Genomic DNA, 22,579 nt, shown 5'->3' with positions numbered 1-22,579 from the left:
GGGTCCGTGTCGCCCGCATGCGGAGGGCCCGCCGGAAGCCGTGCTTCCGGCGGGCCCGCGCCCGGTGCTCAGCAGGGAGCCGGCGGGCGGCTCACTTGCCGTGGTAGGCGTTGTGGATCGAGATCGTCGACTGGTTGCCCTTCTTGTCGGTGATCTTGGCGCGGAAGGAGATCGCCTTCCCCTTGGCGGGGTTCTTGACGGTGATCTTGCCCTTCTTGACGTCGGTCTTCTTCCAGGTCTTCCCGGAGTCGTAGGAGACGTACACCGCGAGCGACTTGAGGTTCTTGCCCTTGGCGGCACCCTCGACGGTGACCGGGAAGGTGACCTTCTTGCCCGCGGTGACCTTGCTGTCCAGTCCGGTGACCGCCTGGAAGCGGGCCGTGGAGGCGGGCAGCTGCTTCAGAGCGGAGGTCTTCTTGGAGCGGAAGGTCCAGCTCGCGTCGATGCGGGTGGACGCGGCGGCGACCTTGGCGCTGCGCTTGACCGAGGTCGTCAGCTTGTAGGCGGCGTCGCCGGCGGGAACCGTGAACTCCTCGTCCCCGAACAGCGGGTCGTCGTGGGAGCCGACCTTGGTGCCGTTGCGGTAGAGGCTGGTGGTGACCGAGGTGAACAGGGAGGAGCCGGGGTTGCCCTTGCCGTCGGCGAACAGCGGGAGGAACCCGTAGATGCTGTTGCGGTCGCGGAAGAGGCCGAAGTCCGAGGTGACACGCGGCCCGAAGACGGCCGTGTGCACGGTCCGGGAGTACTTCTTGCCGGCCTTGAGGGCCAGTGAGTCGCCGAGGACGTAACCGGCTTCGGTGATCGGCCAGCCGTCCGCGTCGACGCCGCCCCGCTGCTCGAAGTGGAGGTCCCACTTCACCCCGCCCGTGGTGGACAGGTACAGGGTGCGGGTGCCGGGCAGGGTCTGCGGGATGCCGATCGAGGAGGCGGAGAAGGTTCCCGGCAGCCAGCCGACGGCGTCGACCGCGCCCTTCTTGCCGCTCGCCGCCGCGCCCAGGCCGACCTTCACCGTGGCCAGTTCGGACGCCTTGTAGGTGCGGGTGAAGCCGGTGGCGAGCTTCTTGACCTTGCCGCCGGCGACGGTGCTGTACTGCGTCTTGCCGCCCTTGCTCCAGTGGGCGTCCCACTGCTGGCTCAGCGAGCCGTCGGTGATCTGCGGCCCGAGGTGGGCGGAGCGGAAGTTGGCGTACGAGTCCAGCCACCAGCCGAAGCCGTAGGCGGAGTCCTTCGTCTCCACGGTGTAGTCGGCCGAGGCGAACTCCGACTTGGCCGCCTTGTCCGGCACGGTGATCTTCACCGGCTTGGCCTTGCGGGCGTCCACCGTGACGGTGGTGTTCTTGGTGACGCTCAGCTTGGGCTGGGCGATCCAGTCGGCGCCCTTCCACTTCTCCGGGTCGGTGCCGACCAGGACGGCGGAGTCCAGGATGTAATCGCCCTTGGGCAGTCGGGCGGTGACGGTGCCGTCGGCGTCGTAGGGCCAGTGGAACTTCTCGGCGCCCAGGCCGGAGACGCCGACGAGGGCGGCGAAGTAGGCGCCGGTCGCCTTGCCGTCACGGCCGAGGAACTTCAGCTTCACGTCGTACGACTCGGCCTCCCGCTGCACCGCCGCGGCGGTGCGGACGGTCTGGCCGCCGCCCGTGGCGACCACGTACGCCGAGTAGGCGCCGTCGACCGTGCCGCCGAGCCGGGTGTCGACGGTGAAGCCGACGGAGGCCTTGCCGCCCGCGGGGACCGTCACCGTGGTGGCGCCCAGGGTGAAGAAGCCGGCCGGGGCCGCCTTGCCCTTGGGGTTGGTGGCGGTCGACGTCAGCTTCAGGGTGACGTCCTCGGTGCCGAGGTTGCGGTAGGTCAGCTGCTTGGTGACCGGCTTGTCGTCGGTGTGCGGCCACTGCTGGACGCCGAAGCTCACTGAGGCCGGGTCGGCGATCACCGTCTGCTGGACGGCCTTGTCGACCTGGATCCGCCCGGAGCCCTGCTCGAACGCCGTGTACGCGCCGCCCTTCGTGGAGCCGGTGAGCGCGCCCTTCAGCTCCGTGTAGGTCCAGTCGGGGTGCTGCTGCTTCAGGAGCGCGGCCGCGCCCGCGACATGAGGGGTCGCCATCGACGTGCCCGAGATGGACATGTAGCCGGCCGGCTTCTCGCCGACCTCCTTGGCGATGTGGTTGCCCTTGGCCGAGGCGGCCGTGATGTCGACGCCGGGCGCGGTGAGGTCCGGCTTGACGGCGCCGTCGCCGACGCGGGGGCCGGTGGAGGAGAAGTCGGCGAGCTTGTCCTTGTCGTCCACGGCGCCGACCGTGAGGGCGGCGTCGGCGCTGCCGGGCGAACCGATCGACTCGGGGCCCTCGTTGCCCGCCGCGATGGCGAACAGGATGCCCTTCTCGGCGGAGAGCTTGTTGACCGCCGCCTCCAGCGGGTCGATCTCGGCGCTGTCGCCGCCGCCCAGGCTCATGTTGACGACGTCGGCGCCCTGCGCGGCCGCCCACTCCATGCCGGCGAGGATGCCGGAGTCGTCACCGTAGCCGGAGTCGTCGAGGACCTTGCCGTTGAGGACCTTGGCGCCGGGGGCGACGCCCTTGTACTTGCCTCCGCTCTTTGCGCCGGTACCGGCCGCGATCGAGGCGACGTGGGTGCCGTGGCCGACCTTGTCGCCGGTGCTCGACGAGCTGCTGAAGTTCTTGGACGCGGTCACCTGACCCTTCAGGTCCGGGTGGGTCGCGTCGACACCGGTGTCCAGGACGGCGATCTTCACGCCCTTGCCGTCGTAGCCGGCGGCCCACGCCTTGGGGGTGCCGATCTGCGCGACGGACTTGTCCAGGGCGGCCTTGCGGACGCCGTCGAGCCAGACGTGGGCGATGCCGGACGCGGTCCGGTCGCCGTCGGTGACCGCCTTCCACAGGTCGGGCGTGTCCTCGTGCGGGGTCTGCACCGCGTCCGCGTTCAGGGCGCCGAGGGTCCGGCGGAGGGTGCCCGCGTCACGGACGTCGGACTTCGCTTCGGCGGCGCGGCCCTGGTACCCCACGATGACCTTCAGGCCCCGCTGCTGGGAGCGTCGGGTGGAGTCCTTGCCGAGTTCGGTGATGTCGAAGAGCCGCCGGTCGAGCTTGCCGCTCGCGACCAGCCGGGCGGCGTCCGCCGGCAGCACATGGGTGTGGCCGCCCGACCTGTGGATCTGGACGGGTATGTGCTCCCTCCCCTTGGCCCGCTCCAGGCCGACCACGCGGCCCTTGGCGTCCACGACGACCCGGTCACCGGTGATGAGGGTGATGCGGTGCTTGGCCTTCGGCGAGGACGACGCCTTCGCCTGCGCCGCGTTCGTGTGCGCCGGCCCGGACGCCCCGGCGGTCGTTCCGGCCGCGGTGCCCGCCGCCGTCCGTTCTCCGTTCGCCGACGCCGGGCCGGTCATGCCCGCCACGAGTGCCACAGCGGCTGCCGTGGCGACCGTGGCCGCGCCCGTCGCGCGCGCTCTCTTGAATTGTCTGCGCAAGGTTCCCCCCTAGCGGAGTTGCCGGGCGAATTCCCCTTCACCCGGCCGGGGGTGGTCTCGTACGCGTGTGCGCACCCCCCGGGACACGCAGTATGCCGAGTGGCGATCAAACGCCTCAAGAGACCCAGGAGAAGAACACCGAGTCGACGGGTATCTGTGACACCACTGCTGGAACTCCGTTACCTGATCGACGGGTTGAGGACGCCGGGCGTCCGCGCAAGCCGTGTGCCGAGCGGTCGTCACACCCCGGCCACGCTCCCTCCGGCCGCGTTGTCAGTGGCCGGGGATAGCTTCGCTCGTGTTGGCGCCGAAGTGGCGTGGACGTCCCCTTTCGCATGCATGGGAGATGGTGCGTTGTCCGTCTGGGAGAAGTCGAGCACGGCGCGGGTGGTGCCGCCCGCGAGGCCGCGGAAGCTGTCCAAGGTGCCGTTCGTCGAGCTGGCGGACGGGCGGCTGCAGGGAGTGGTGTCCAGCGGGTCGGACATCGGGCGCGTGTATGTGTCGTCCGTCGTCGCCGGGACCTACGCGTTCGCGTGCAGCACCAACAACAACCGCCCCTGCGGCGGCGCGCGCGGGTGGTTCTGCAACCACATCCAGGCGCTGATCGACGAGGCGGTGGTGCAGTACGGCGCCGAGCGCGTGGCCCGGTACCTGAAGGTCGAGGTGACCGACGGCGAGCTCGGCGAGGGTTCCGTCACCGACGCCATGCGGCGTACGAGGCCCCCGCAGGGCGACAAGTCGGCCGCGGCGTCCGTGTTCAGCCGGTTCCTGCGGCATCTGGCATACCTCGAACTCGCCCCGAGCACCGCGCCGCTGCCCGAGATGCAGTGGTTCCCGACGACGAGGGCGGCGGCCTGATGCGCACCGATCTGCTGTTCGACGGCATCGACGGTCTCGACGAGGCCCTCGCGGCCGTGGACGCCTTCGACACGGCGCTCGTCGCCGGTCTGCTCCGGCCGCAGCCCGAGCAGGCCGCCGGTGTGACGGAGTTGGCCGACGCCGTGGCCGGGACCCCGCTCGCCGCGCGGGTCGGCGAGGCGGCCGACAAGACGGCGGCCGGGGCCGCGGGCGAGGACCACTTCGTCGCGCTGGCCGCCGCCCGCTGCGCGCTGCTCGGCTCCGTGCACGACGCGCTGACCGCTCGCGTGGCGGAGGCCGTCGGCCGTCCCCTCGCCGAGGAGGCCGCCGCGGCCGGGGCCGACGGCGCGGACCACGCGGCGAACCTGCTCGCCGCCGCCCGCAGTTGGCTGTGCGACCTCGCGCGGGCCGGCTGGCAGGGCACCGACCACGAGCTGGTCGCCGGTGCCGCACCCGTCGTCTCCGCGATGCTGCCCGACCCGGCGCTGCGCAGGCAGGCCACGCTGCTGGACGGATTCGCCGCCGAACTCGCCGCGTCCTGTCCGGGAGCCACCCTGGAGCGGATCCCGGTGCGCCGGTGGGCGGACCTGTGGTCACGGGCCCTGCTGCTGACCGTGCCCGGAGCGACCGGCACCTTTGCCAGGGGCACGGCCACCGGCCGCCTGCTGCCGCTCGGGGTCGACGTGCAGGAACACGCGACCGCCGTACAGGCCCAGGTTCACGCGGTGTTCGAGCCCTCCGACGGCTCCACGCCCCGGCTGGTGCGGGCCGCCGCGTCCGCACCGAAGCCCGACACCGTCGTCGGGGCGGGTCTGTGGCAGCTGCTGCGCCCGCACCTGTCCCTGCTGACCGCCGTGAGCGAGGGCCGCGCGATGGACCTCGACGCCATGCCCGTCACCGCCGAGGGCGACCTGGTCTGGGACGACGCGCACGCCCGCGTGGGCGAGCCGGCCGACGCCTTCACCACCGCGCGCGTGGCCCTGCCCGCGGCCGCCGCGGCGGCGACCGCGCCGCTGGACCGGCACCCGGCCCGTATCGCCGTTCCCGTCCTGCTGGAGGGCTACGAGGTGCACAAGGACGACGACGGGACGGCGTTCGCGATCGCCGGACACCGTCTGGCCGTCGACACCGACCGGGCACCCGCCGCCGGACCGCTCACCGCGGAGGCCGTCGCCGCGTCCGTCGCGTGCGTGGCGCTGCTCCGCTGGGACGCCGGGCAGTTCCACGTCCAGCCGCTGGCCGTGGAGAAGACCGTGCGGAAGAAGCCCGTCGCCGTCCACGCCGGCGCGTGGGCCGGGGGCACCACCGACAAGGCCGGTGTCCGCGCGGAGAAGGCCGCCACCGGCGCCGTCGACGCGCTCCGCGAACGAGCCGGAAGGCTGCTGCGGAAATGACCGACCCCATCACCGCCCCGGCCGCCGGCCCCGCCCCGGCCGCCGTGCCCGACCCGCACGACAACCGGCGCCAGGTGCTGTACTGGCGGCTGCTGGCCCGGCTGTTCGACCCGGAGGAGCAGGCCTCGCTGGAATCGGCGAGCCTGGCCGTGGTCGAGGACATCGGCCTGCCGCCCGCACTGCTCGACCCGGGCGCCTCCGTCGACTCCGTGGTGCAGCGGCACCCGGAGCTGGCCGCCGAGTTCGACGGGCTGATGGCTCCCGAGCCGGAGGACGACGACGCCCGCGACCGGGCCGCCGAGGTGCGGCGCGCGGCCCTCGTCTCCAAGGTCCTGCTGAACGTCTTCTCCACCGGCTCCGGCGCCGTCACCGCCGAGCAGCTGGTCCGCTGGCAGTCCGACGCGGGCTGGCTGGAGCGGGCGCTCGGCTGCCGGCCCGGTGAGCTGCGGGGCGGACGCGGCGGCGCGAGCGGCACGGGCGGCGTGGGCACGGGCGGCGTGGGCACGGGCGGTGTCGGTGCGGGCGGTGTCGGTGCGGGTGGCGTCGGTGCGGGTGGCGTCGGTGCGGGTGGCGTCGGTGCGGGTGGCGTCGGTGCGGGTGGCCAGGGCGTCAGCCCGACCGGCAGCGGCGGTGGCGGGCGCACACCCGACCTCAGCCGGCTGGTCCCCGCCATCGGCCCGGAACTCGGCTCCATCGAGGCCGGTCTGGTCAAGCGGATGCGGCTGCGCGAGGTGCTGGCCGATCCGCAGCTGGCCGCGCGGCTGACGCCGAGCATGTCCCTGATCGAGCAGTTGCTGCGGGACAAGGACAACCTCTCCGGTGTGGCCCTGGCGAACGCCAAGTCGCTGATCCGCCGCTACGTCGACGAGGTCTCCCAGGTCCTGCGCACCCAGGTGGAGAAGGCCACGGTCGGTGAGATCGACCGGTCCGTCCCGCCCAAGCGGGTCTTCCGCAACCTCGACATCGACCGCACCATCTGGAAGAACCTCACCAACTGGAGCCCGGAGGAGGAGCGGCTCTACGTCGACCGCCTCTACTACCGGCACACCAGCCGCAAGACGACACCGCAGCGGCTGATCGTCGTCGTGGACCAGTCGGGCTCCATGGTCGACTCGATGGTCAACTGCACCATCCTGGCATCCATATTCGCCGGGTTGCCGAAGGTGGACGTCCACCTGATCGCCTACGACACCCAGGCGCTGGACCTCACGCCCTGGGCGCACGACCCGTTCGAGACCCTGCTGCGCACCAAGCTCGGCGGCGGCACCGACGGCACCGTCGCCATGGCGCTCGCCCAGCCGAAGATCGCCGAGCCGCGCAACACCGTCGTGGTGTGGATCTCCGACTTCTACGAATGGCGCACCGACGAGCTGTTCGAGAGCATGGCCGCCATCCACCGCTCGGGCGCGAAGTTCATCCCGGTCGGTTCGGTGACCAGCGCCGGGCGCGGCAGCGTCAACCCGTGGTTCCGGGAGCATTTCAAGGACCTCGGCACGCCGGTGATCTCCGGCCACATCAAGAAGCTCGTGCACGAGCTCAAGGCGTTCCTCACCTGATTCCCCTGATTCCTCGGGTCCTTCTGGTCCCTCTGATCCCCCCTGCGCCCCCGACCTCTTTCTCGAGCACCGAACGGAAAGGCCCTCACCTGATGTCCGACCTGCTGCGCGCGCCCGCCGAGATCAAGTACGCCGAGGAACTGGACTGGCTGGAGTCGATCGACGACGGCGCCAAGCCGTTCTCCTGGCGGCTGTCCCCGAAGATGGTCCGGCTGTTCATCCTCGGCTCCGAGCGCTCCGACGGCCTGGACCGGGAGATCTCCCAGAAGTGGTTCGGCGACCGGAGCTTCGTCGAGCGTTCCATCGTCACCCTCGCCTCCGACCGCGGTCTGCTCCTGATCGGCGACCCCGGCACCGGCAAGAGCTGGCTGGCCGAACTGCTGTCCGCCGCGATCAGCCGCAACTCCACCCTCGTGGTGCAGGGCACGGCCGGCACCACCGAGGACCACATCAAGTACTCCTGGAACGTGTCCATGGTCATCGCCAAGGGCCAGTCCAGGGAGTCGATGATCCCGTCGCCGATCATGACCGCGATGGAGGCGGGTTCGATCGGCCGCTTCGAGGAACTGACCCGCTCCACCAGTGACGTCCAGGACGCGCTGATCTCCATACTCTCCGAGAAGTACATCTCGGTGCCCGAGCTGGAGAGCGGCGGCAGCGACAACATCGTCTTCGCCAAGCCGGGCTTCTCTATCATCGCCACCGCCAACAGCCGCGACCGCGGGGTCAACGACCTCTCCTCCGCACTGAAGCGCCGCTTCAACTTCGTGCGTATCCCGGTCATGACGGACAAGAAGAGCGAGGCGGAGATCGTCCGCTTCCGCACCGAGGAACTGCTGCACCGCCACTCGATCGAGCTGGAGGTGCCGCCGACCCTGCTCGACGTGCTGCTGCAGAGCTTCGCCGACCTGCGCGCCTCCGCCGCCGCGGCCGGGAGCGACGACGAGAAGCTGGAGTCCGCGCTGTCGACGGCCGAGCAGATCGGCGTGCTGGAGGACGCCGTGCTGCACAGCAACTTCTTCGGTGAGCGCGCGCTGACCGCCCGTACCCTCGCCTCCTCCCTCGTCGGTTCCCTCGCCCGCCGTGAACCGGAGGACCTGGCCATCCTCAACAAGTACCTGCACGGTGTGGTCGAGCCGCGCAGCAAGGAGCAGGGCGGCTCCTGGCCCGAGTTCCTGGAGGGCGGCCGGGACGCGATCGCCACGCTGTCATGAGCGCCGCACCCGAGAACCCCGAGCACCTCGAAACCCCCGAGACCCCCGAGACCCCCGAGACCCCCGAGACCCCCGAGACCCCCGAGAACACGGTCGCCGCGCGGGAGAGCACTTTCGCCGCGCTGCGCGACCAGCTCCACGAGGCCGCCGCCACGTTCGCCGGCGGGCCCGACGCCCTGGAGGGCATCCTCCTGGGCATGGTCGACGACGTGGACCGCGCGGTGCGCGAGCCGTTGGAGGTCTTCCCCGTCTGCCACCACTCGCCCGCCTCCGCTCTCGCGATGGCCCGCCGCCTGCGCGAGAAGCAGCCCAGGGTGGTGTACCTGGAGCTGTGCGAGGACATGGCGCCGCTCCTCACCGAGCTGCGCAACTGCCGGCTCCCGGTGGCCGTCCAGGCGTTCGCGAGCGAGGTGGAGGGTTTCCCGCCCGAGTGGGCGCCGCTGTCGGTGGTCGCGCCGATCACCGAGGCGTCCGCCGAGTACCAGGCGATCGCGTACGCGCTGGACACGCCGGGCGTCGAACTGGTCCTCGTCGACCGGTCCTCCGACCACGTCTTCCAGTGGGACAGCCGGGGGGAGCCCGCCCCGGGGCCGGCCGAGAAGGGCACGGACGGCACAGGCGGCGCGGACGACGAGACCGCGCTGCACGGCGAGGCCGTCGGTGTGGAGATCGGTGACCTGCGGCCGCGCTTCGCCGAGCTGGAGGAGCACCTGCTGCGGCACGGCAGGGTGCGGCACTGGTCGGAGTGGTGGCACCAGTACGTCGAGCTTCCGCTCGGCGACGGCGACCACGAGACCTACCGCCAGGTCATGCTCCTCATCGGCAGCCTGTTCCGGCGGCTCGCCCCCGGTGACGCCTCGCGGGTGCGGGTGGACGAGGACCGCGAGCGGTACATGTGGACCCGGATGCGCGAGCACCTGGCCGCGACCGGCACCGACCCCGAGGACTGCCTGTACGTCTGCGGCGCGTTCCACGCGGCCAGCAGGGTGGAGGAGTTCGGGGTGGCCGGCACCGGCACGTACGAGATCTCGCCGCGCTCGGCCACGACCTGGCAGTACGGGCTGATCCCGTCCAGTCACGCGGCGATCGAGGCGCAGTTCGGTCTCGCCGCCGGCTCGGTGTCCATCGCGGCGACCGAGTGGGCGAAGAGCCTCAGGCGCACCCGGGTCCGGCCGTACCGGCTGGAGGGACAGGCCGGGGCGAAGAAGTCCCGGGCGAAGCAGACCGCCGTACCGGCCGTGTCTGCCGGGCCTGCCGGGCCTGCCGCCACAAACAAGCTGTCCGGCTTCCTGCGCCGGCCGCCGGTCCTGGACTCCCTGGACGAGGCCGAACTGCTCGGCTGGTCCGTGGACATCGTGCACGCGGCCCGGCGCAACGGCTATCTGGCCTCCACCGCCGACGCGATCGCGGTCTTCGAGACGTCGATCCTGCTCGCCGGGATGCGGGACCGGGCCAAGCCCACGCCGTACGACTTCCAGGACGCGGCGGTCACCTGCATCGAGAAGGACGCGGTGCCCGGGCGCCGGGACGTGCGGCGGCTCGTCGAGATCATGATGGGCGGCGACCGGATCGGCCAGGTCGGCTACGACTCGCTGCCGCCGCTGGCGCGCGACGTGCACGACCGGCTGGAGCCGCTGGGTCTGAAGCTCCAGCAGCGGGGCGTGCGGCGGGCCCTGCTGGACATGGCCTCCCGACCGGAGCTGCGGGCCTGCTCCGACGTGCTGTGGATGCTGCGCCGACTGCTGCCGCAGGGCGCGGCACGGCCCATCATGGGCGAGCGCGGGCTCGGCGAGCGGTCGATCCAGGAGTCCTGGGACCTGGCGCTCGGCACCCATCAGCGGGCCCTGATCGAGCTGGGCTACGAGGGCGTCAGCATCGAGCAGGTCCTGGAGCAGCGGCTGCGCCGCGCCGCGTACGCGCCGCAGGCGACGGCGGCGACGGTCCTCGAAGCCGTCGAGGACGCGACGCTGTACCTGGGCGGCCGGCGCCTGGCCGACGAGCTGGGGACGCGCGCGCTGGAGGTGCTGTCCTCCGAGCGCAGCGTCGACGGCGCGCCGGAGGTGCTGCGCCGGGTGCGCCGGCTGCTCGGGTACTACCGGACCAGCGAGCCGGTGCTGCCGCCGTGGATCGAGTCCTTCGTCAAGGCCGGTTACGCGCACTACTGCACGCTGCTGCCGACGGCGTTCACGGACGAGGACGCGACGGTGGGCCAGGTCGCGGCGATGCTGGGCTTCCTGTTCGGCATGGAGAGCCTGGCGCTGTCGCTGGGCTGCGACAGGGCGCAACTGGAGCTGGCGGTCGCGCAGTCCCATCCCGAGGACCCGTCGAAGACGGCTCTGCTGTGGGCGGCGCAGGTGCAGCTCGGCACCCTTTCCCGCGAGCAGTTGCGGGCACGGTGCGACGAACTGCTGGCCAACCCGCTGGTGGTGCCCGCGTATCCGCGCTACCTCAGCGGCTTCGTGCACGCGCTGGAGCCGGTGCCGGGCCTGGCGGACGTGGTCGTGGAGGCGGTGTCGAACGCGTTCGGCAGGCTGCCCGACGCGGTGCTGCTGCCGTGGCTGCCGACGCTGATCACCACGCTGCGGTCGGGTGCGGCGGACCTCGCGCCGCTGCTGATCCGCGAGGCCGGGCGGATCTTCCCGGCCCGGCTGGCGGCGCTGGACACGTGGGTGCCGCCGTGGCGGGCCCCGGTTCCGGCTCCCGTCCGCCGCGCGGGGCGGGCGGCAGAGGAGACACGGCGTGGCGCCGCGCTGCCGGCCGCGTACCCGGCGGCGTTCGACGCGGTGGCGGAGCTGCTGGGCTGCCCGGACGGGTGGGCACCGGCCGCCGCCTTGGCCGCCCCGGCGGGCGTGGCGCTGCTGCCCGCGTACCCGACGACCTGCGACGCGGTGGCGGAGCTGCTGGGCTGCGAGGACTCCTGGGCACCGGTCGGGCCTCCCCCGGTGGGCGGTGCCGCCCTCCTGTTCCGCCATCCGGAGTCGGCGACGGCCCTGGAGTCGCTCCTCGCGGACGGCCGGCGGGGCGCCTGAGCAGCGACGCGCTCCCGGCCACCGGATTCGTTCCGGCCGGGAGCGCGTCGCCGTACGCCGTCCGCGTGCCCGGTCAGGCGGCCGGGTTCTCCTTCACCGTGATGCGGCCCTTTCGGATGGTCGCCACGCGCGGTGCCTGTTTCGCCAGGGACGAGTCGTGGGTGACCATGACGAAGGTGAGCCCCAGCTCCTTCCACATGCGGATCAGTACGTCCATGATCTCGTCGCGCATCGACTCGTCGAGGTTTCCGGTGGGTTCGTCGGCGAGCAGCACCTTCGGCTCCTTCACCAGCGCCCGCGCGATGGCCACCCGCTGCTGCTGCCCGCCGGACATCTCGGCGGGCAGATGCCCGAGCCGTTCACCGAGTCCGACCGACGCCAGCGCCTCGGCGGCCTTCTCCCGCCGCTCCTTGGCCCTCACCCCGAGCGGTACGAGGGCGGTCTCGACGTTCTCCTGCGCGGTGAGGGTCGGGATCAGGTTGAAGGACTGGAAGACGAAGCCGATGTTCTCGCTGCGCACCCGGGTGAGCCGGGCCTCGGGCAGCGTGGCGAGGTCGGTGCCGTCGAGGACGACCTCGCCGGAGCTGGGCCGGTCGAGGCCGCCGAGCATCTGCAGCAGCGTGGACTTGCCGCCGCCGGTGGGTCCCTGGATGACGAGCCGGTCGCCGTCGGGGATCGTCAGATCGACGCCGTCGAGGGCGTGGACGGTTTCCCTGCCGCGGGTGTAGCGCCGGGTGACGCCTCTGAGTTCGTACATGGGTATGGGTCAACTCCTGGAGTGCTTACGAGCGTGAGAGCCCCGGGCCTGCGCCGGGTGGGCGTCAAGCGACGCGGCGCAGCGCGTCCGCGGGGCGGAGGCGGGAGGCGCGCCAGCCGCCGAAGGCACCGGCGACGAGACCGCCGGCCACCGCGAGGCCGACCGCGAGGGCGATGGTGGTGAGGCTGACCGGCGCGGTGAGGGCGACGTCGAGGGTCTTGGCGGCCGCCTGCCGTACGGGACCGGCCATGCCCCCGCCGCCGGGACCGCCACCGGGGCCGCCCGCACCGCCCCCTCCGCCACCGAGCTGGGCCTGGAGGGTGGGGCTGATCGCGGTGACGGCGTACGCGCCCGCCAGCCCGAGCGCGATGCCGAGGGCACCGCCGACCAGGCCGTGCACGACGGCCTCGCCGACCACCTGCCGGGTCACCCGGCCCGACGTCCAGCCCAGCGCCTTCAGCGTGCCGAACTCCCGCACCCGGCGGGAGACCGCCGAGGAAGTGAGCAGCCCGGCGACGAGGAACGCGGCCGCGAGCACCGTGATCGACAGCCACTTGCCGACGCCGGTGGCGAGGGAGGAGGCGGTGGACAGCGAGCCGGAGACGGTGTCCGCGAGGTCGGCGGAGGTGGTGACCGTCGTCCCCGCGACGTTCTTCTGGATGCCCGACTTGACGGCGTCGAGCTGCTGGGAGTCGGTCGCCCTGACGTAGATCGTGGTGACCTTGTCCTTGGCGTCGGCGAGGTTCTGAGCCTGCTTCAGCGGGATGTAGAGGTTGGCGGCGGCGTCCCCGCTGTCGGCGGCGGCGATCCCGATGATCTTGTATTTGGTGCCCTTGACCGTGACCGTGTCACCGGTCTCGAGCTTCTTCTCCTTGGCGTGGGCGGAGTCGACGACGGCCACCTTCGCGTCGGTCTCGCTCGCCTTGAAGGTACGGCCGCTGGTGATCCGGGAGGAGGTCAGCGGGCCGAGTTCCGGTTCGGTGACGTCGGTGCCGTAGACGGAGTAGCTGTTGACGTCGAAGTCGGCGCCGCCGCCCTGCACGCGCCCCTCGGGGGCCGGCCGGGCTCCGCCCGGCCCTCCCTCCTGGCCGCCCGGGCCGTCCTGACCGCCGTCCTGCTGGAAGCGGCCGCGGGTGAACTCGCCGCTGACCTTGACGACCTGGAGGCTCAGACCCCCCACCGCGTCGGCGACACCGCTCTGTTCGCCGACCTTGCCCACGGTGGAGCTCGCCAGGGTCTGGAAGCCCTGCACCATGACGTGGTCGGTGCTCTGCTCCTCGCCGGAACCGTCCTCCCGGGCGTCGAAGCGGAAACGCGGCCGTTCCTGGGCCGTCGAGGCATCGGCGGCCTTGGTGACCGTCATGTCCGTGCCCAGTCCGTACAGCGACTGCAGGACCTTCTCCTGCGCCTTGCCCATGCCCGCGGACACGGAGTTGACCACGATGACCAGCGCGATGCCGAGTGCGAGACCGGAGGCGACGACGAGGGCCGCCTTTCTGCGGCGGCGCAGTTCGCGCCTCAGGTAGGTGAAGAACATGAGGGCAAGCTAGGGACCGTCCCTGATGAAGTGTTGAGTCCGCGCTGAGAGCCGGATGAGAAGTCTCCATGAGAACGACGACGCCGCCGCCCGCCCTCGAAGGGGCGGGCGGCGGCGTCGTTCAGGTGGAGTGGGTTGCGGCGAGCGGACGGTGTCAGACCGCCGAACCCGCCTTCCACTGGGCCCAGTCCATGTTCCAGCCGTTGAGGCCGTTGTCCGGGGCGATGGTCTTGTCACCGGTGTTCTTCACGACGACCACGTCACCGACGATGGAGTTGTCGTAGAACCAGGCGCCCGGCGTGTTCGGGTCGCCCGCGCCCTGGGTGTCGGACAGACCGATGCAGCCGTGGCTGGTGTTGGCGCTGCCGAAGATGGACTTGGCGCCCCAGTAGTTGCCGTGGAGGAAGGTGCCGGAGTTGCTCAGCCGCATGGCGTGCGGCACGTCCTTGATGTCGTACTCGCCCTTGCCGTCGTCGTCGGTGAAGCCGACGGTCGCGCCGTCCATCCGGGTCTCCTTGAACTTCTCGGAGACGACCATCTGGCCCTCCCACGTCTTGTTCTCGGGGGACCCGGCGGAGATCGGGATGGTCCGGACGGTCTTGCCGTTCTGCGTGACCTTCATCTGCTTGGTGGCGGCGTCGACGATCGAGACCTGGTTGCGGCCGATCTTGAAGTTGACCGTCTTCTGCTGGACGCCGTAGACACCCTCGGCACCCTCGACACCGTCGAGCGCCAGCTTCAGGGTGACGGTGGAGTTCTCCTGCCAGTAGTCCTCGGGACGGCAGTCCATCCGGTTGGCGTTGAACCAGTGACAGGCGACCTCCTGACCACTGGTGCTGGAGACGGTGATGCCCTTCTGGACCTCGGCCTTGTTGGTGATCGCCTTGTCGAAGTTGATCGACACCGGCATGCCGACGCCCACGGTCGAGCCGTCGTCCGGGGTGAAGGTGCCGATGAAGCTGTTGTCCGGGGCGACCGTGGTGAACGACGCATTCTCGTGGGCGGCGCGGCCCTCGGAGTCCTCCGCACTGACCGACAGCTTGTAGGTGGTGGCGCGCTCCAGCTGGTCGCTGGGCTTCCAGCTCTTCTTGTCCGCGGCTATCTCACCCGCGACGGCGGTGCCGTCGGTGGTCGTCATCTCCACCTCGGTGAGGGTGCCCTTGGACACGGCCACCGTGGCGGAGTTGTTGATGGAGGCGTTGTTCGAGCCGTCCTTCGGCGTGATCTTGATCTGGGCCTCGGAGGTCTTCTTGGCCGCCGCCTCGTCGACCTGGGCCTGCGACGCGCCCTTGCCGTCGCCCCCACCGGAGGCGGTGTCGTCGCCGCCGGAGCATGCCGAGAGCACCATCACTCCACCGAGCAGAGCGGACGCAGCCATCAGACCCCTGCGCCGCTTACCGTCCGTCATCACACGCTTCTCCATCATCGCCGCTTCCCCGAACCCCGCGGGCCTCCGCGCCCGAAGCCGAGAGTCCCCGTCAATCAATCCAACGCTACGACCGGTAGGTCCCGTTCCATACGGGCCACAAATGTGGGGCTCACCACGTCCACAGCGGCCGGGCGGGGTTTCGGCCCGTGCGCCACCTGAGACGCCATGACCCCGGGCCGCGGTTGCCGCCCGAGGTCACGATTTCCCCATGCCGCCTCATCCAGTCACGCCGACCTGGCACGACTCTCCTTTTCGGGCCGCCCCCTCCAGCCAACTCGCCCGATCCCACCACTTCACAACCATTGCGCACTTCATGCTAATTGTCCGCATTGTCTTTTTTGCCCTCATCACCCTTGGCGTCACTCTCGTCTGACACGTCATAGGTCTCACCGCCGTCGTCCTCGTCGAGGTCCCACTCCGGCGAGTCCGGGTCGTAGTCGATCTGCTCACTGCTCCACGAGGCCTGCTGGAGTTCCACCCCCGGCACATCGCCGATCAGATTGAAGGGGTCGACGAGATACGCGAGGGCCTCGGCCGCGTCCTCGTTCACCGTGTTCCGGGCGGGCAGCCGCTCGGCTTCCGTCATACCGCCGTCGTCCGCGATCCTCGCCAGCGCGGCGCCGGTCACCGCGTCCTCGTCGTCGACCTGGAGAACGAGGTCGACGCGAAGCCTCACAAACCGTGACGTCTCTGGAGTGCTCATGCCCGGAGCGTACGGCTCCGGGGGCCGCGACTTTCCGGTGACCCGCGACTTTCACTAACATCACTCCACACGGCCAATTAGCCAGCGCCACAAGGGGATCGATATTCCGTGTCATCCGCTCTCCGTCCGTTGCTGACCGCCACCGCCGCGGGCACCCTGCTGTGCGCCCTGTGGTTCGTCCCGTCCGCCAACGCGACCTCGGACATCCCGGCGGGAGGGACACCCTCGGCAAGCCCGTCTCCGCAGGTCACGGAGCAGGCGAGGGTCGTGTCCAGCACCTCGTCCATATCGTCGGCTTCGGCAGCCCTGTCGGCGTCGACAGCGTCGTCCGCGCCGTCAGCGTCGGCAGTGTCCTCAGTGTCCTCAGTGTCTTCACTGTCTTCAGGGGGCGTCGACACCGCCGGCGGGCAGGTCAGACTCGCCGACACCGGCAGCTTCAACAGCACGCCGTACGTCCTCGGCGGCACCGCCTGCCTCACCCTCGGCGCGGGCTTCGTCGTCTACTCGGTACGCCGGGAGCGCCTGGACTTTCAACTCCCTTGACCATTAGTTGAGGTGGGCCCGCCTCCGGCGCCCCGCCCCGCGTGAACGTCACCGCAGCGGGCCGGTGACCCCTTCCACCGCCGCCAGCAGTCGGCCGTCGCGCACGAACGCTTCCGCCGCGGCGAGGTCGGGCGCGAGATGACGGTCCGGGCCGGGACCGCCCACGCCCGCCTTCCGCGCGGCCTCGATGACGGCCCGGGTCGCGGGCGCCGGGCTCAGCCCCTCGCGCAGTTCGACGGCACGCGCGGCGGCGTACAGTTCCACCGCGATGACCCGGGTGAGATTGTCGACGGACGTCCGCAGCTTGCGCGCGGCCGACCAGCCCATGGAGACGTGGTCCTCCTGCATCGCGGAGGACGGGATCGAGTCCGCCGACGCCGGTACGGCGAGCCGCTTCAGCTCGCTCACCAGCGCGGCCTGCGTGTACTGAGCGATCATCAAGCCCGAGTCGACACCGGCGTCGTCGGCGAGGAACGGCGGCAGTCCGTGGCTGCGGTTCTTGTCCAGCAGCCGGTCGGTGCGGCGCTCGGCGATGGAGCCGAGGTCGGCGACGGCGATGGCGAGGAAGTCCAGCACGTACGCCACCGGGGCGCCGTGGAAGTTGCCGTTGGACTCGACGCGCCCTCCACCGGTGCCGAACGCCCCCGATCCGGTGTCCGCGGGCAGCACCACCGGATTGTCGACGGAGGAGGCGAGTTCGCGCTCGGCGACCAGCCGGGCGTGGGCGATGGTGTCCCGTCCGGCGCCCGCGACCTGCGGGGCGCAGCGCACGGAGTAGGCGTCCTGAACCCGCGGGGCGTCGTCCTGGTGATGTCCGGTCAGCCCCGAACCGGCGAGTACGGCCAGCATGTTGGCGGCGCTGGCGGCCTGGCCCGGGTGCGGGCGAAGCGCGTGCAGTTCGGGGGCGAGCACCTTGTCGGTGCCGAGCAGTGCCTCCAGACTCAGGGCGGCCGTGACGTCGGCGGACCGGTACAGGATGTCGAGGTCGGCGAGAGCCATGATGAGCATGCCGAGCATGCCGTCGGTGCCGTTGAGGAGGGCGAGCCCTTCCTTCTCGCGCAGTTCGAGAGGCCGGATCCCGTGCGCGGCGAGCAGTTCGCCGGCGGGGCGCAGGGTCCCGTCGGGCCCCTCGGCCTCCCCCTCGCCCATCAGCGCGAGGGCGCAGTGGGACAGCGGGGCCAGGTCGCCGGAGCAGCCGAGGGAGCCGTACTCGTGCACGACCGGGGTGATCCCGGCGTTCAGCACGTCGGCCATGGTCTGCGCGACCTCGGGGCGTACGCCGGTGTGCCCGGAGCAGAGGGTCTTCAGCCGCAGGAACATCAGGGCGCGTACGACGTCCCGCTCGACGCGGGGGCCCATGCCGGCGGCGTGCGAGCGGACGATGTTGCGCTGCAGCCGGCCGCGCAGCTCCGGGCCGATGTGCCGGGTCGCCAGGGCTCCGAAGCCGGTGCTCACCCCGTACACGGGGTCCGGCTTGGCGGCCAGGGCGTCCACGATCTCGCGGGACGCGGCGAGGGCGGCCAGCGCCTCGTCGGAGAGCTCGACGCGGGCACCGCCGCGCGCCACGGCGAGCACGTCGGACGCGGTCACTCCCGACGCCCGCCCGTCTCCCACCACCACCCTTCCAAGACCGCGCTTCACGCCTTCCCCGTTCACCACAGTGTGCATATCCATATTCAGGAGAGTACGCAGTGAATTCGATGATGTCACTACTGGAACCCGCGTTCACCCCTTACCTGCCCTAAGGCGAGTGCCGGCCCCGGAAACGGCGCCGCTCCCCGTCCGCGCTCCGTGCGGGTTCGTCCGCCAGCCGCACGATCGGGTCACCCGGCCCCGCACGCCCGGCGACCACGGGACGGGGGGCCCGCTCGGCCTTGGCGCGGTACTGCGCCGCGTCGGCCAGCCGGAAGAGCCGCCGGGCGGAGGACACCGGCCCGATGGGGTCGCCGGTGGAGGCCACCCCACAGGCCACGCCGTCCCCGATCCCCAACTCCACGGCACGGCGGCACACTTCGTCGGCCGCCTTGACGACCTCGTCGGCGGGCGGCCCCACCACCAGCAGACAGAACTCGTCCCCGCCGAGCCGCGCTGCCAGCGCTCCCGGCAGCATGGCCCCGCACAGGGACAGCACGGTCCCGAACCGCTCCAGCAGCCGGTCGCCGACCGCGTGCCCCTGCGTGTCGTTGACCCGCTTGAGCCCGTTGACATCGCACACGACGAGGCTGACGACCGCCCCGTCCCCACGATGCCGCTCGATCGCCTCGTCGAGGCGCGCATCCACCGCCCGGCGGTTGGCGAGCCCGGTGAGCGCGTCCGTGTACGCCAGCCGCTGCGCCTCCTCCAGCCGCTCGCTCTGCGCGAGCCCGGCGGCGACGACGGCGGCCAGCACCGTCGCGAAGTCGGCGTCACCGCGCCCGAAGACGGGCACCCCCACCGGCCGGGCCACATACAGCTCCCCCCACGCCCGCCCGTGCAGCACGACCGGGGCGACCACACAGCAGCCGCGCCCGCGCCGCCGCAGGGCCTCGACCCGCTGATGGCGGCAGCCGGGGCTTCTCTCCGCCGGCCCCTCGGCGGTCTCCACCCAGGCGTCGGGCTCGCCGCCACCGGCCCACCGCTCGTGCAGGAACTCGGTGATCTCGGCGAACCGGTGCACGGGATAGGCCTCGCTTTCCGGGAACTCCTCCTCGCCCTCGGCCAGCTCGCCAACGTTCACCAGGACCCGCAGCCGCCCCCGCTCCCGCTCCCACACGGACAGCGCGGCGAAACTCCCGCCGAGCGCCCGGCAGGCCCCGAGGGCCGCGGCCCGCCAGACCTCTTGCGAGCCCTGCACGGCGGCCATGCCCTGCGCCAGTGCCACCACGGCCGCCAGCCGGCTGTCCTCACCCATCCCTCCAGGCTAGGGACGTTCCGTACGAATCGGGAGATTTACGGAGCGAATGGGGAGCCGTCGAGGCAAGTCTCCGCAGGTGGGCGGGGCTCCGCCCACCACTGCCCGCCCACCGCCCGCCCGCTGTCGGCCCGTCCCCGCCCTGTCGCCCGTCACCGCCCCGGCCAGTTCGGCTTGCGCTTCTCGTTGAAGGCGGCGACACCCTCCGCGCGGTCGCCCGAGAACGCCACCGACCGCCAGGCGGCGTCCTCCACCTCGAGCCCGGCGGGCAGATCCAGCCCCTGCCCCAGACGCAGTGCCCGCTTGGCGGCCCGCAGGCCCACCGGCGAGTTCGCGGCGATCCGAGCAGCCATGGCCAGCGCCTCCTCCCGGTCCCGCCCCGCCTCCACCAGCTCGTCGACGAGGCCCAGTTCGCGGGCCTCGGCGGCCTCCACCCGACGCGCCGTGAAGATCAGTTCGGCGGCCCGGGCCGCCCCCACCCGCCTGGGCAGCAACTGCGTGCCACCGCCGCCCGGAATCACCCCGACGGACACCTCGGGCAGCCCCAGCACCGCCGTGCGGTCGGCCACGATCACGTCGCAGGACAGGGCCAGCTCGAAACCGCCCCCCAGCGCGAACCCGTGCACCGCCGCCACGGTCGGCACCGGCAGCTCCAGCACACCGGTGTAGGCCCCGCGCGCCACCGGCCGCTGACGGACCAGGTCGGCGTCACTGAAGGAATTGCGCTCCTTCAGGTCGGCCCCGACGCAGAAGGCCCGTTCGTGCGACGAGGTCAGCACCACCACCCGCACCTCCGGATCCCTCCCCAGCTCCGCACAGGCTCCGGCGACGGACCGGGCCATCTCGGTCGAGACCGCGTTCATGGCCTTGGGCCGGTCGAGGACGAGCTCCGCGACATGCCCCTGCTCATGCCGCCGCACCAGCACGAACTCCCCGAACCGTTCCTCACTCATGACACCCTCCGGTTAACGCGGGTTAACATCCGTCGTCCCCGATCATCGCAGTCGGAGCCCACCCGGCAAAAGGGCGTACGCCCAGTTCCCTCATCACCCCCCGTCCACCCGTTCGAGTGATATCCCGTCTGCTTCGGCCCGGGCCCGGGCCGGAACGCATAGCGTGCGCTGCACCGCGGCGCGTTGGGGGCGCGTACGCAGGGGGAGGAATCGCCATGACGACGAACACGCCGACCAGACCACAGCCCACCGCACCGGACGCGGCCGACCGGGCACCGGCGCACACCGGATTCGCCCTCTTCAGCGCGCGCATCCGGGGCCGCCACCGCAAACCGCGCCCCCGGAAGCTGCTGCTGGCCGCCGGTGGCCTGGCCCTGGCGGTCGGCGCCCTGAGCCTCGTACGCATGGCGTCCGACCCCGGCCCCGGGGACATCGGAGCCGAGGCCGGCCCCCGCCCGGTCCCGGACACCGCGAGTGCCGCAAGCCCCGACCCCGACGGCGCCGACGGCGCCGACGGTTCTGACAGCACCGCCGACTCCACCACCGCGGGTCCGGCGTCCCCCGCCCCGGAGGCGAGTCCCTCCTCGCCCACCGTCCTGGGCGGCCAGAGCGGCGCGCCGCTCACACCGTCCGCTCCGGGCAGAACCGCCGCACCGACCGCCACGACACCGGCCCTCACCGCTCCGACCCCGGCCGCCCCGAACGCCCCGAACGCCCCGAACACCTCAAGCACTCCGCACGCCCCGAACGCTCCCGGAGCGCCGCCCCCCACCGCCGCCGCACCGGACGGGCCCCCACCGGGCCCTCCGGGCCGCACACCGTCTCAGCCGAAGCCAAAACCGAAGCCGCCGCCGGACCGGCAGACACCACCGCCCCCGCCGGCGGACCGACCGGGCGAAACGGACGACGGCCCCCTCCTCTGCGTACCGATCATCGGCCTGTGCGTCGACGGCGGCCTGGCTCTCAGCGGCTGAACAAGACCGGACGGGGCGGGGCGGCCGTCAGGGACTGTCCCGGCGGGTGAGCAGCCAGGGCTCCACCACGCCCAGACCACGCACCGGCCGCTGGTACATCGGCCGCAGCGCGAAGCGGTACGTCGGCGGTTCCTCGCCCTCCTTCTCCGCGGCAGCGGCCGCCTCGGCAGCGGCCGCCTCGGAGGCGGGGGCGTCCCCGGTGCGGATCAGCTCCTCGGCGAACGCGGTGTCGACGAGCAGGCCGTCACGAGGAGCTATCGAGGTGAGCCGGGAGGCCAGGTTCACCGTCGTACCGAAGACATCGCCCATCCGGGTGGTGACGGTGCCGAAGGCCATCCCGACCCGCAGCTCCGGCATCGTCTCGTCGTTCGCCATGGTCTCGATCAGCCGCAAGGCGATCTCCGCGGCCGTCCCCGCGTCGTCGGCGGCGTAGAGCACCTCGTCGCCGAGGGTCTTGATGAGCCGTCCGCCGCGCGCGGCCACCAGGTCGGCGGCGGTCGTCTCGAACGCCTCGACGAGCTCGCCGAGCTCCTCCTCCTCCATCCGCCGGGTGAGCCGGGTGAACCCGACGAGGTCCGCGAACGCGACGGCGAGCCGCCGGTCCACCATCTCCTCGTCGTCGGCCGCCTGGAGCACCCGCCCGGCCGAGGCGGCGAGCTGCCGCCGCCAGACGTAGACGAGGAACTCCTCCAGCTCGGGCAGGAGCAGTTCGATGATGGGGTACGTGACCTCGGTGCGCGTCATGCCCAGCTCGGGCGGCTCGGTCAGACCCTCCAGGAAGGAGTCGATCTGCCACTCGGCCAGGCGCGCGGTGGTCTGTCCCGTGGACCGCGCCACCTGCACGGCCATCGCCTCGCTCAGCAGGCCCGCCTCCACCAGACCGGCCAGCCGGCGCAGCGCCAGTACGTCCGCCTCCGTGAGCACCCTGGCCTGCCCGACGTCGGCGAACCCCATGGCCCGCCAGAACCGCGTGGCCAGCTCCACCGTGACGCTGGCACTGCGCGCCGCCTGGAAGGGGGTGTAACGGCGCTCGGCGCCCAGGATGAGCTGTTCGAGACGCAGAGCGAGCGGGTCCTCGCCGTTGTCGGCGGGACGGAAGTCGTCCCCCCGTCGGCTCCTCCGCTCAGGGGAGTCCCCCCGACCGGGAGGGTTCGAGGGTGAAGGAGGCTCCGCGCGGCCCTGCGCTTCCGTACCGGAGCCCGAGTCGTCGACGGTCACGCGTTGCTGCCCTTCCGATCTGCCACGGCCATGTATCGAC

General features: G+C 71.9%; 16 protein-coding genes. 7 read left to right on the top strand and 9 right to left on the bottom strand.

Translation table 11 applies throughout. The features are described 5' to 3' along the window. Window positions 1-91 precede the first annotated feature (91 nt). Complete coding sequence (locus ACVW19_RS21370) at window positions 92-3,484, bottom strand: S8 family peptidase (protein ID WP_457460917.1); 3,393 nt, start codon at window positions 3,482-3,484, stop codon at window positions 92-94. A gap of 339 nt (window positions 3,485-3,823) precedes the next feature. On the opposite strand from ACVW19_RS21370, the gene ACVW19_RS21365 reads away from it, so the two are divergent. The 5 genes from ACVW19_RS21365 to ACVW19_RS21345 all read left to right on the top strand — a co-directional run bounded on the left by ACVW19_RS21365 (window position 3,824) and on the right by ACVW19_RS21345 (window position 11,535). After that, complete coding sequence (locus tag ACVW19_RS21365; RefSeq protein ID WP_457460916.1) at window positions 3,824-4,342, top strand: hypothetical protein; 519 nt, start codon at window positions 3,824-3,826, stop codon at window positions 4,340-4,342. After that, on the top strand, window positions 4,312-5,736 hold the full coding sequence (locus tag ACVW19_RS21360; protein ID WP_457460915.1) for a hypothetical protein: 1,425 nt from the start codon (window positions 4,312-4,314) through the stop codon (window positions 5,734-5,736). Before ACVW19_RS21365 ends, ACVW19_RS21360 begins: the two co-directional genes overlap by 31 nt. Beyond that, window positions 5,733-7,292: a vWA domain-containing protein gene (locus ACVW19_RS21355; protein WP_457460914.1), complete on the top strand. Its 1,560-nt coding sequence runs from the start codon at window positions 5,733-5,735 to the stop codon at window positions 7,290-7,292. The genes ACVW19_RS21360 and ACVW19_RS21355 overlap by 4 nt, the downstream gene beginning before the upstream one ends. Before the next feature lie 92 nt (window positions 7,293-7,384). Continuing rightward, window positions 7,385-8,506 (top strand): ATP-binding protein, encoded by a 1,122-nt coding sequence (locus ACVW19_RS21350; RefSeq protein WP_457460913.1) that lies wholly within the window; start codon window positions 7,385-7,387, stop codon window positions 8,504-8,506. Further along, window positions 8,503-11,535 (top strand): hypothetical protein, encoded by a 3,033-nt coding sequence (locus tag ACVW19_RS21345; RefSeq protein ID WP_457460912.1) that lies wholly within the window; start codon window positions 8,503-8,505, stop codon window positions 11,533-11,535. The genes ACVW19_RS21350 and ACVW19_RS21345 overlap by 4 nt, the downstream gene beginning before the upstream one ends. Before the next feature lie 73 nt (window positions 11,536-11,608). On the opposite strand, the gene ACVW19_RS21340 is transcribed toward ACVW19_RS21345, so the two are convergent. The 4 genes from ACVW19_RS21340 to ACVW19_RS21325 form a co-directional block, all read right to left on the bottom strand. Next, on the bottom strand, window positions 11,609-12,292 hold the full coding sequence (locus tag ACVW19_RS21340) for an ABC transporter ATP-binding protein (RefSeq protein WP_457460911.1): 684 nt from the start codon (window positions 12,290-12,292) through the stop codon (window positions 11,609-11,611). Between the two features lie 64 nt (window positions 12,293-12,356). After that, window positions 12,357-13,829 (bottom strand): ABC transporter permease, encoded by a 1,473-nt coding sequence (locus ACVW19_RS21335; RefSeq protein ID WP_457460910.1) that lies wholly within the window; start codon window positions 13,827-13,829, stop codon window positions 12,357-12,359. A 154-nt stretch (window positions 13,830-13,983) separates the two neighbouring features. Next, a complete protein-coding gene (locus ACVW19_RS21330; protein ID WP_457460909.1) occupies window positions 13,984-15,237 on the bottom strand; it encodes a L,D-transpeptidase in 1,254 nt (417 codons plus the stop codon). 337 nt (window positions 15,238-15,574) lie between these two features. Next, the gene (locus ACVW19_RS21325) at window positions 15,575-15,961 is read right to left on the bottom strand and encodes a hypothetical protein (RefSeq protein ID WP_457460908.1); all 387 of its coding nucleotides are present in this window, start codon (window positions 15,959-15,961) and stop codon (window positions 15,575-15,577) included. Between the two features lie 108 nt (window positions 15,962-16,069). Between ACVW19_RS21325 and ACVW19_RS21320 the strand changes: the two genes are divergently transcribed. After that, complete coding sequence (locus ACVW19_RS21320; RefSeq protein WP_457460907.1) at window positions 16,070-16,504, top strand: LPXTG cell wall anchor domain-containing protein; 435 nt, start codon at window positions 16,070-16,072, stop codon at window positions 16,502-16,504. 48 nt (window positions 16,505-16,552) lie between these two features. Here ACVW19_RS21320 and hutH read toward each other — a convergent pair whose 3' ends face one another. From hutH to ACVW19_RS21305, 3 genes are all read right to left on the bottom strand, one after another. After that, entirely contained in the window at window positions 16,553-18,178 is a 1,626-nt protein-coding gene (hutH, locus tag ACVW19_RS21315; RefSeq protein WP_457460906.1) for a histidine ammonia-lyase, read from the bottom strand. 67 nt (window positions 18,179-18,245) lie between these two features. Then, a complete protein-coding gene (locus tag ACVW19_RS21310) occupies window positions 18,246-19,394 on the bottom strand; it encodes a diguanylate cyclase domain-containing protein (RefSeq protein WP_457460905.1) in 1,149 nt (382 codons plus the stop codon). Window positions 19,395-19,546: 152 nt separating this feature from the next. After that, entirely contained in the window at window positions 19,547-20,347 is an 801-nt protein-coding gene (locus ACVW19_RS21305; RefSeq protein WP_361451425.1) for an enoyl-CoA hydratase/isomerase family protein, read from the bottom strand. Window positions 20,348-20,562: 215 nt separating this feature from the next. Here ACVW19_RS21305 and ACVW19_RS21300 point away from each other — a divergent pair, with 215 nt between their 5' ends. Beyond that, complete coding sequence (locus tag ACVW19_RS21300) at window positions 20,563-21,321, top strand: hypothetical protein (RefSeq protein WP_457460904.1); 759 nt, start codon at window positions 20,563-20,565, stop codon at window positions 21,319-21,321. A 27-nt stretch (window positions 21,322-21,348) separates the two neighbouring features. Here the strand turns inward: ACVW19_RS21300 and ACVW19_RS21295 are convergent, their stop codons facing one another. Then, on the bottom strand, window positions 21,349-22,539 hold the full coding sequence (locus ACVW19_RS21295) for an adenylate/guanylate cyclase domain-containing protein (RefSeq protein WP_457460903.1): 1,191 nt from the start codon (window positions 22,537-22,539) through the stop codon (window positions 21,349-21,351). Window positions 22,540-22,579: the final 40 nt, after the last annotated feature.

This window comes from Streptomyces sp. TE5632 (genome assembly GCF_054061295.1).
The sequence above is the reverse complement of the archived record's forward strand: the minus strand, read 5'-3'. Positions and strand labels throughout refer to the sequence as shown.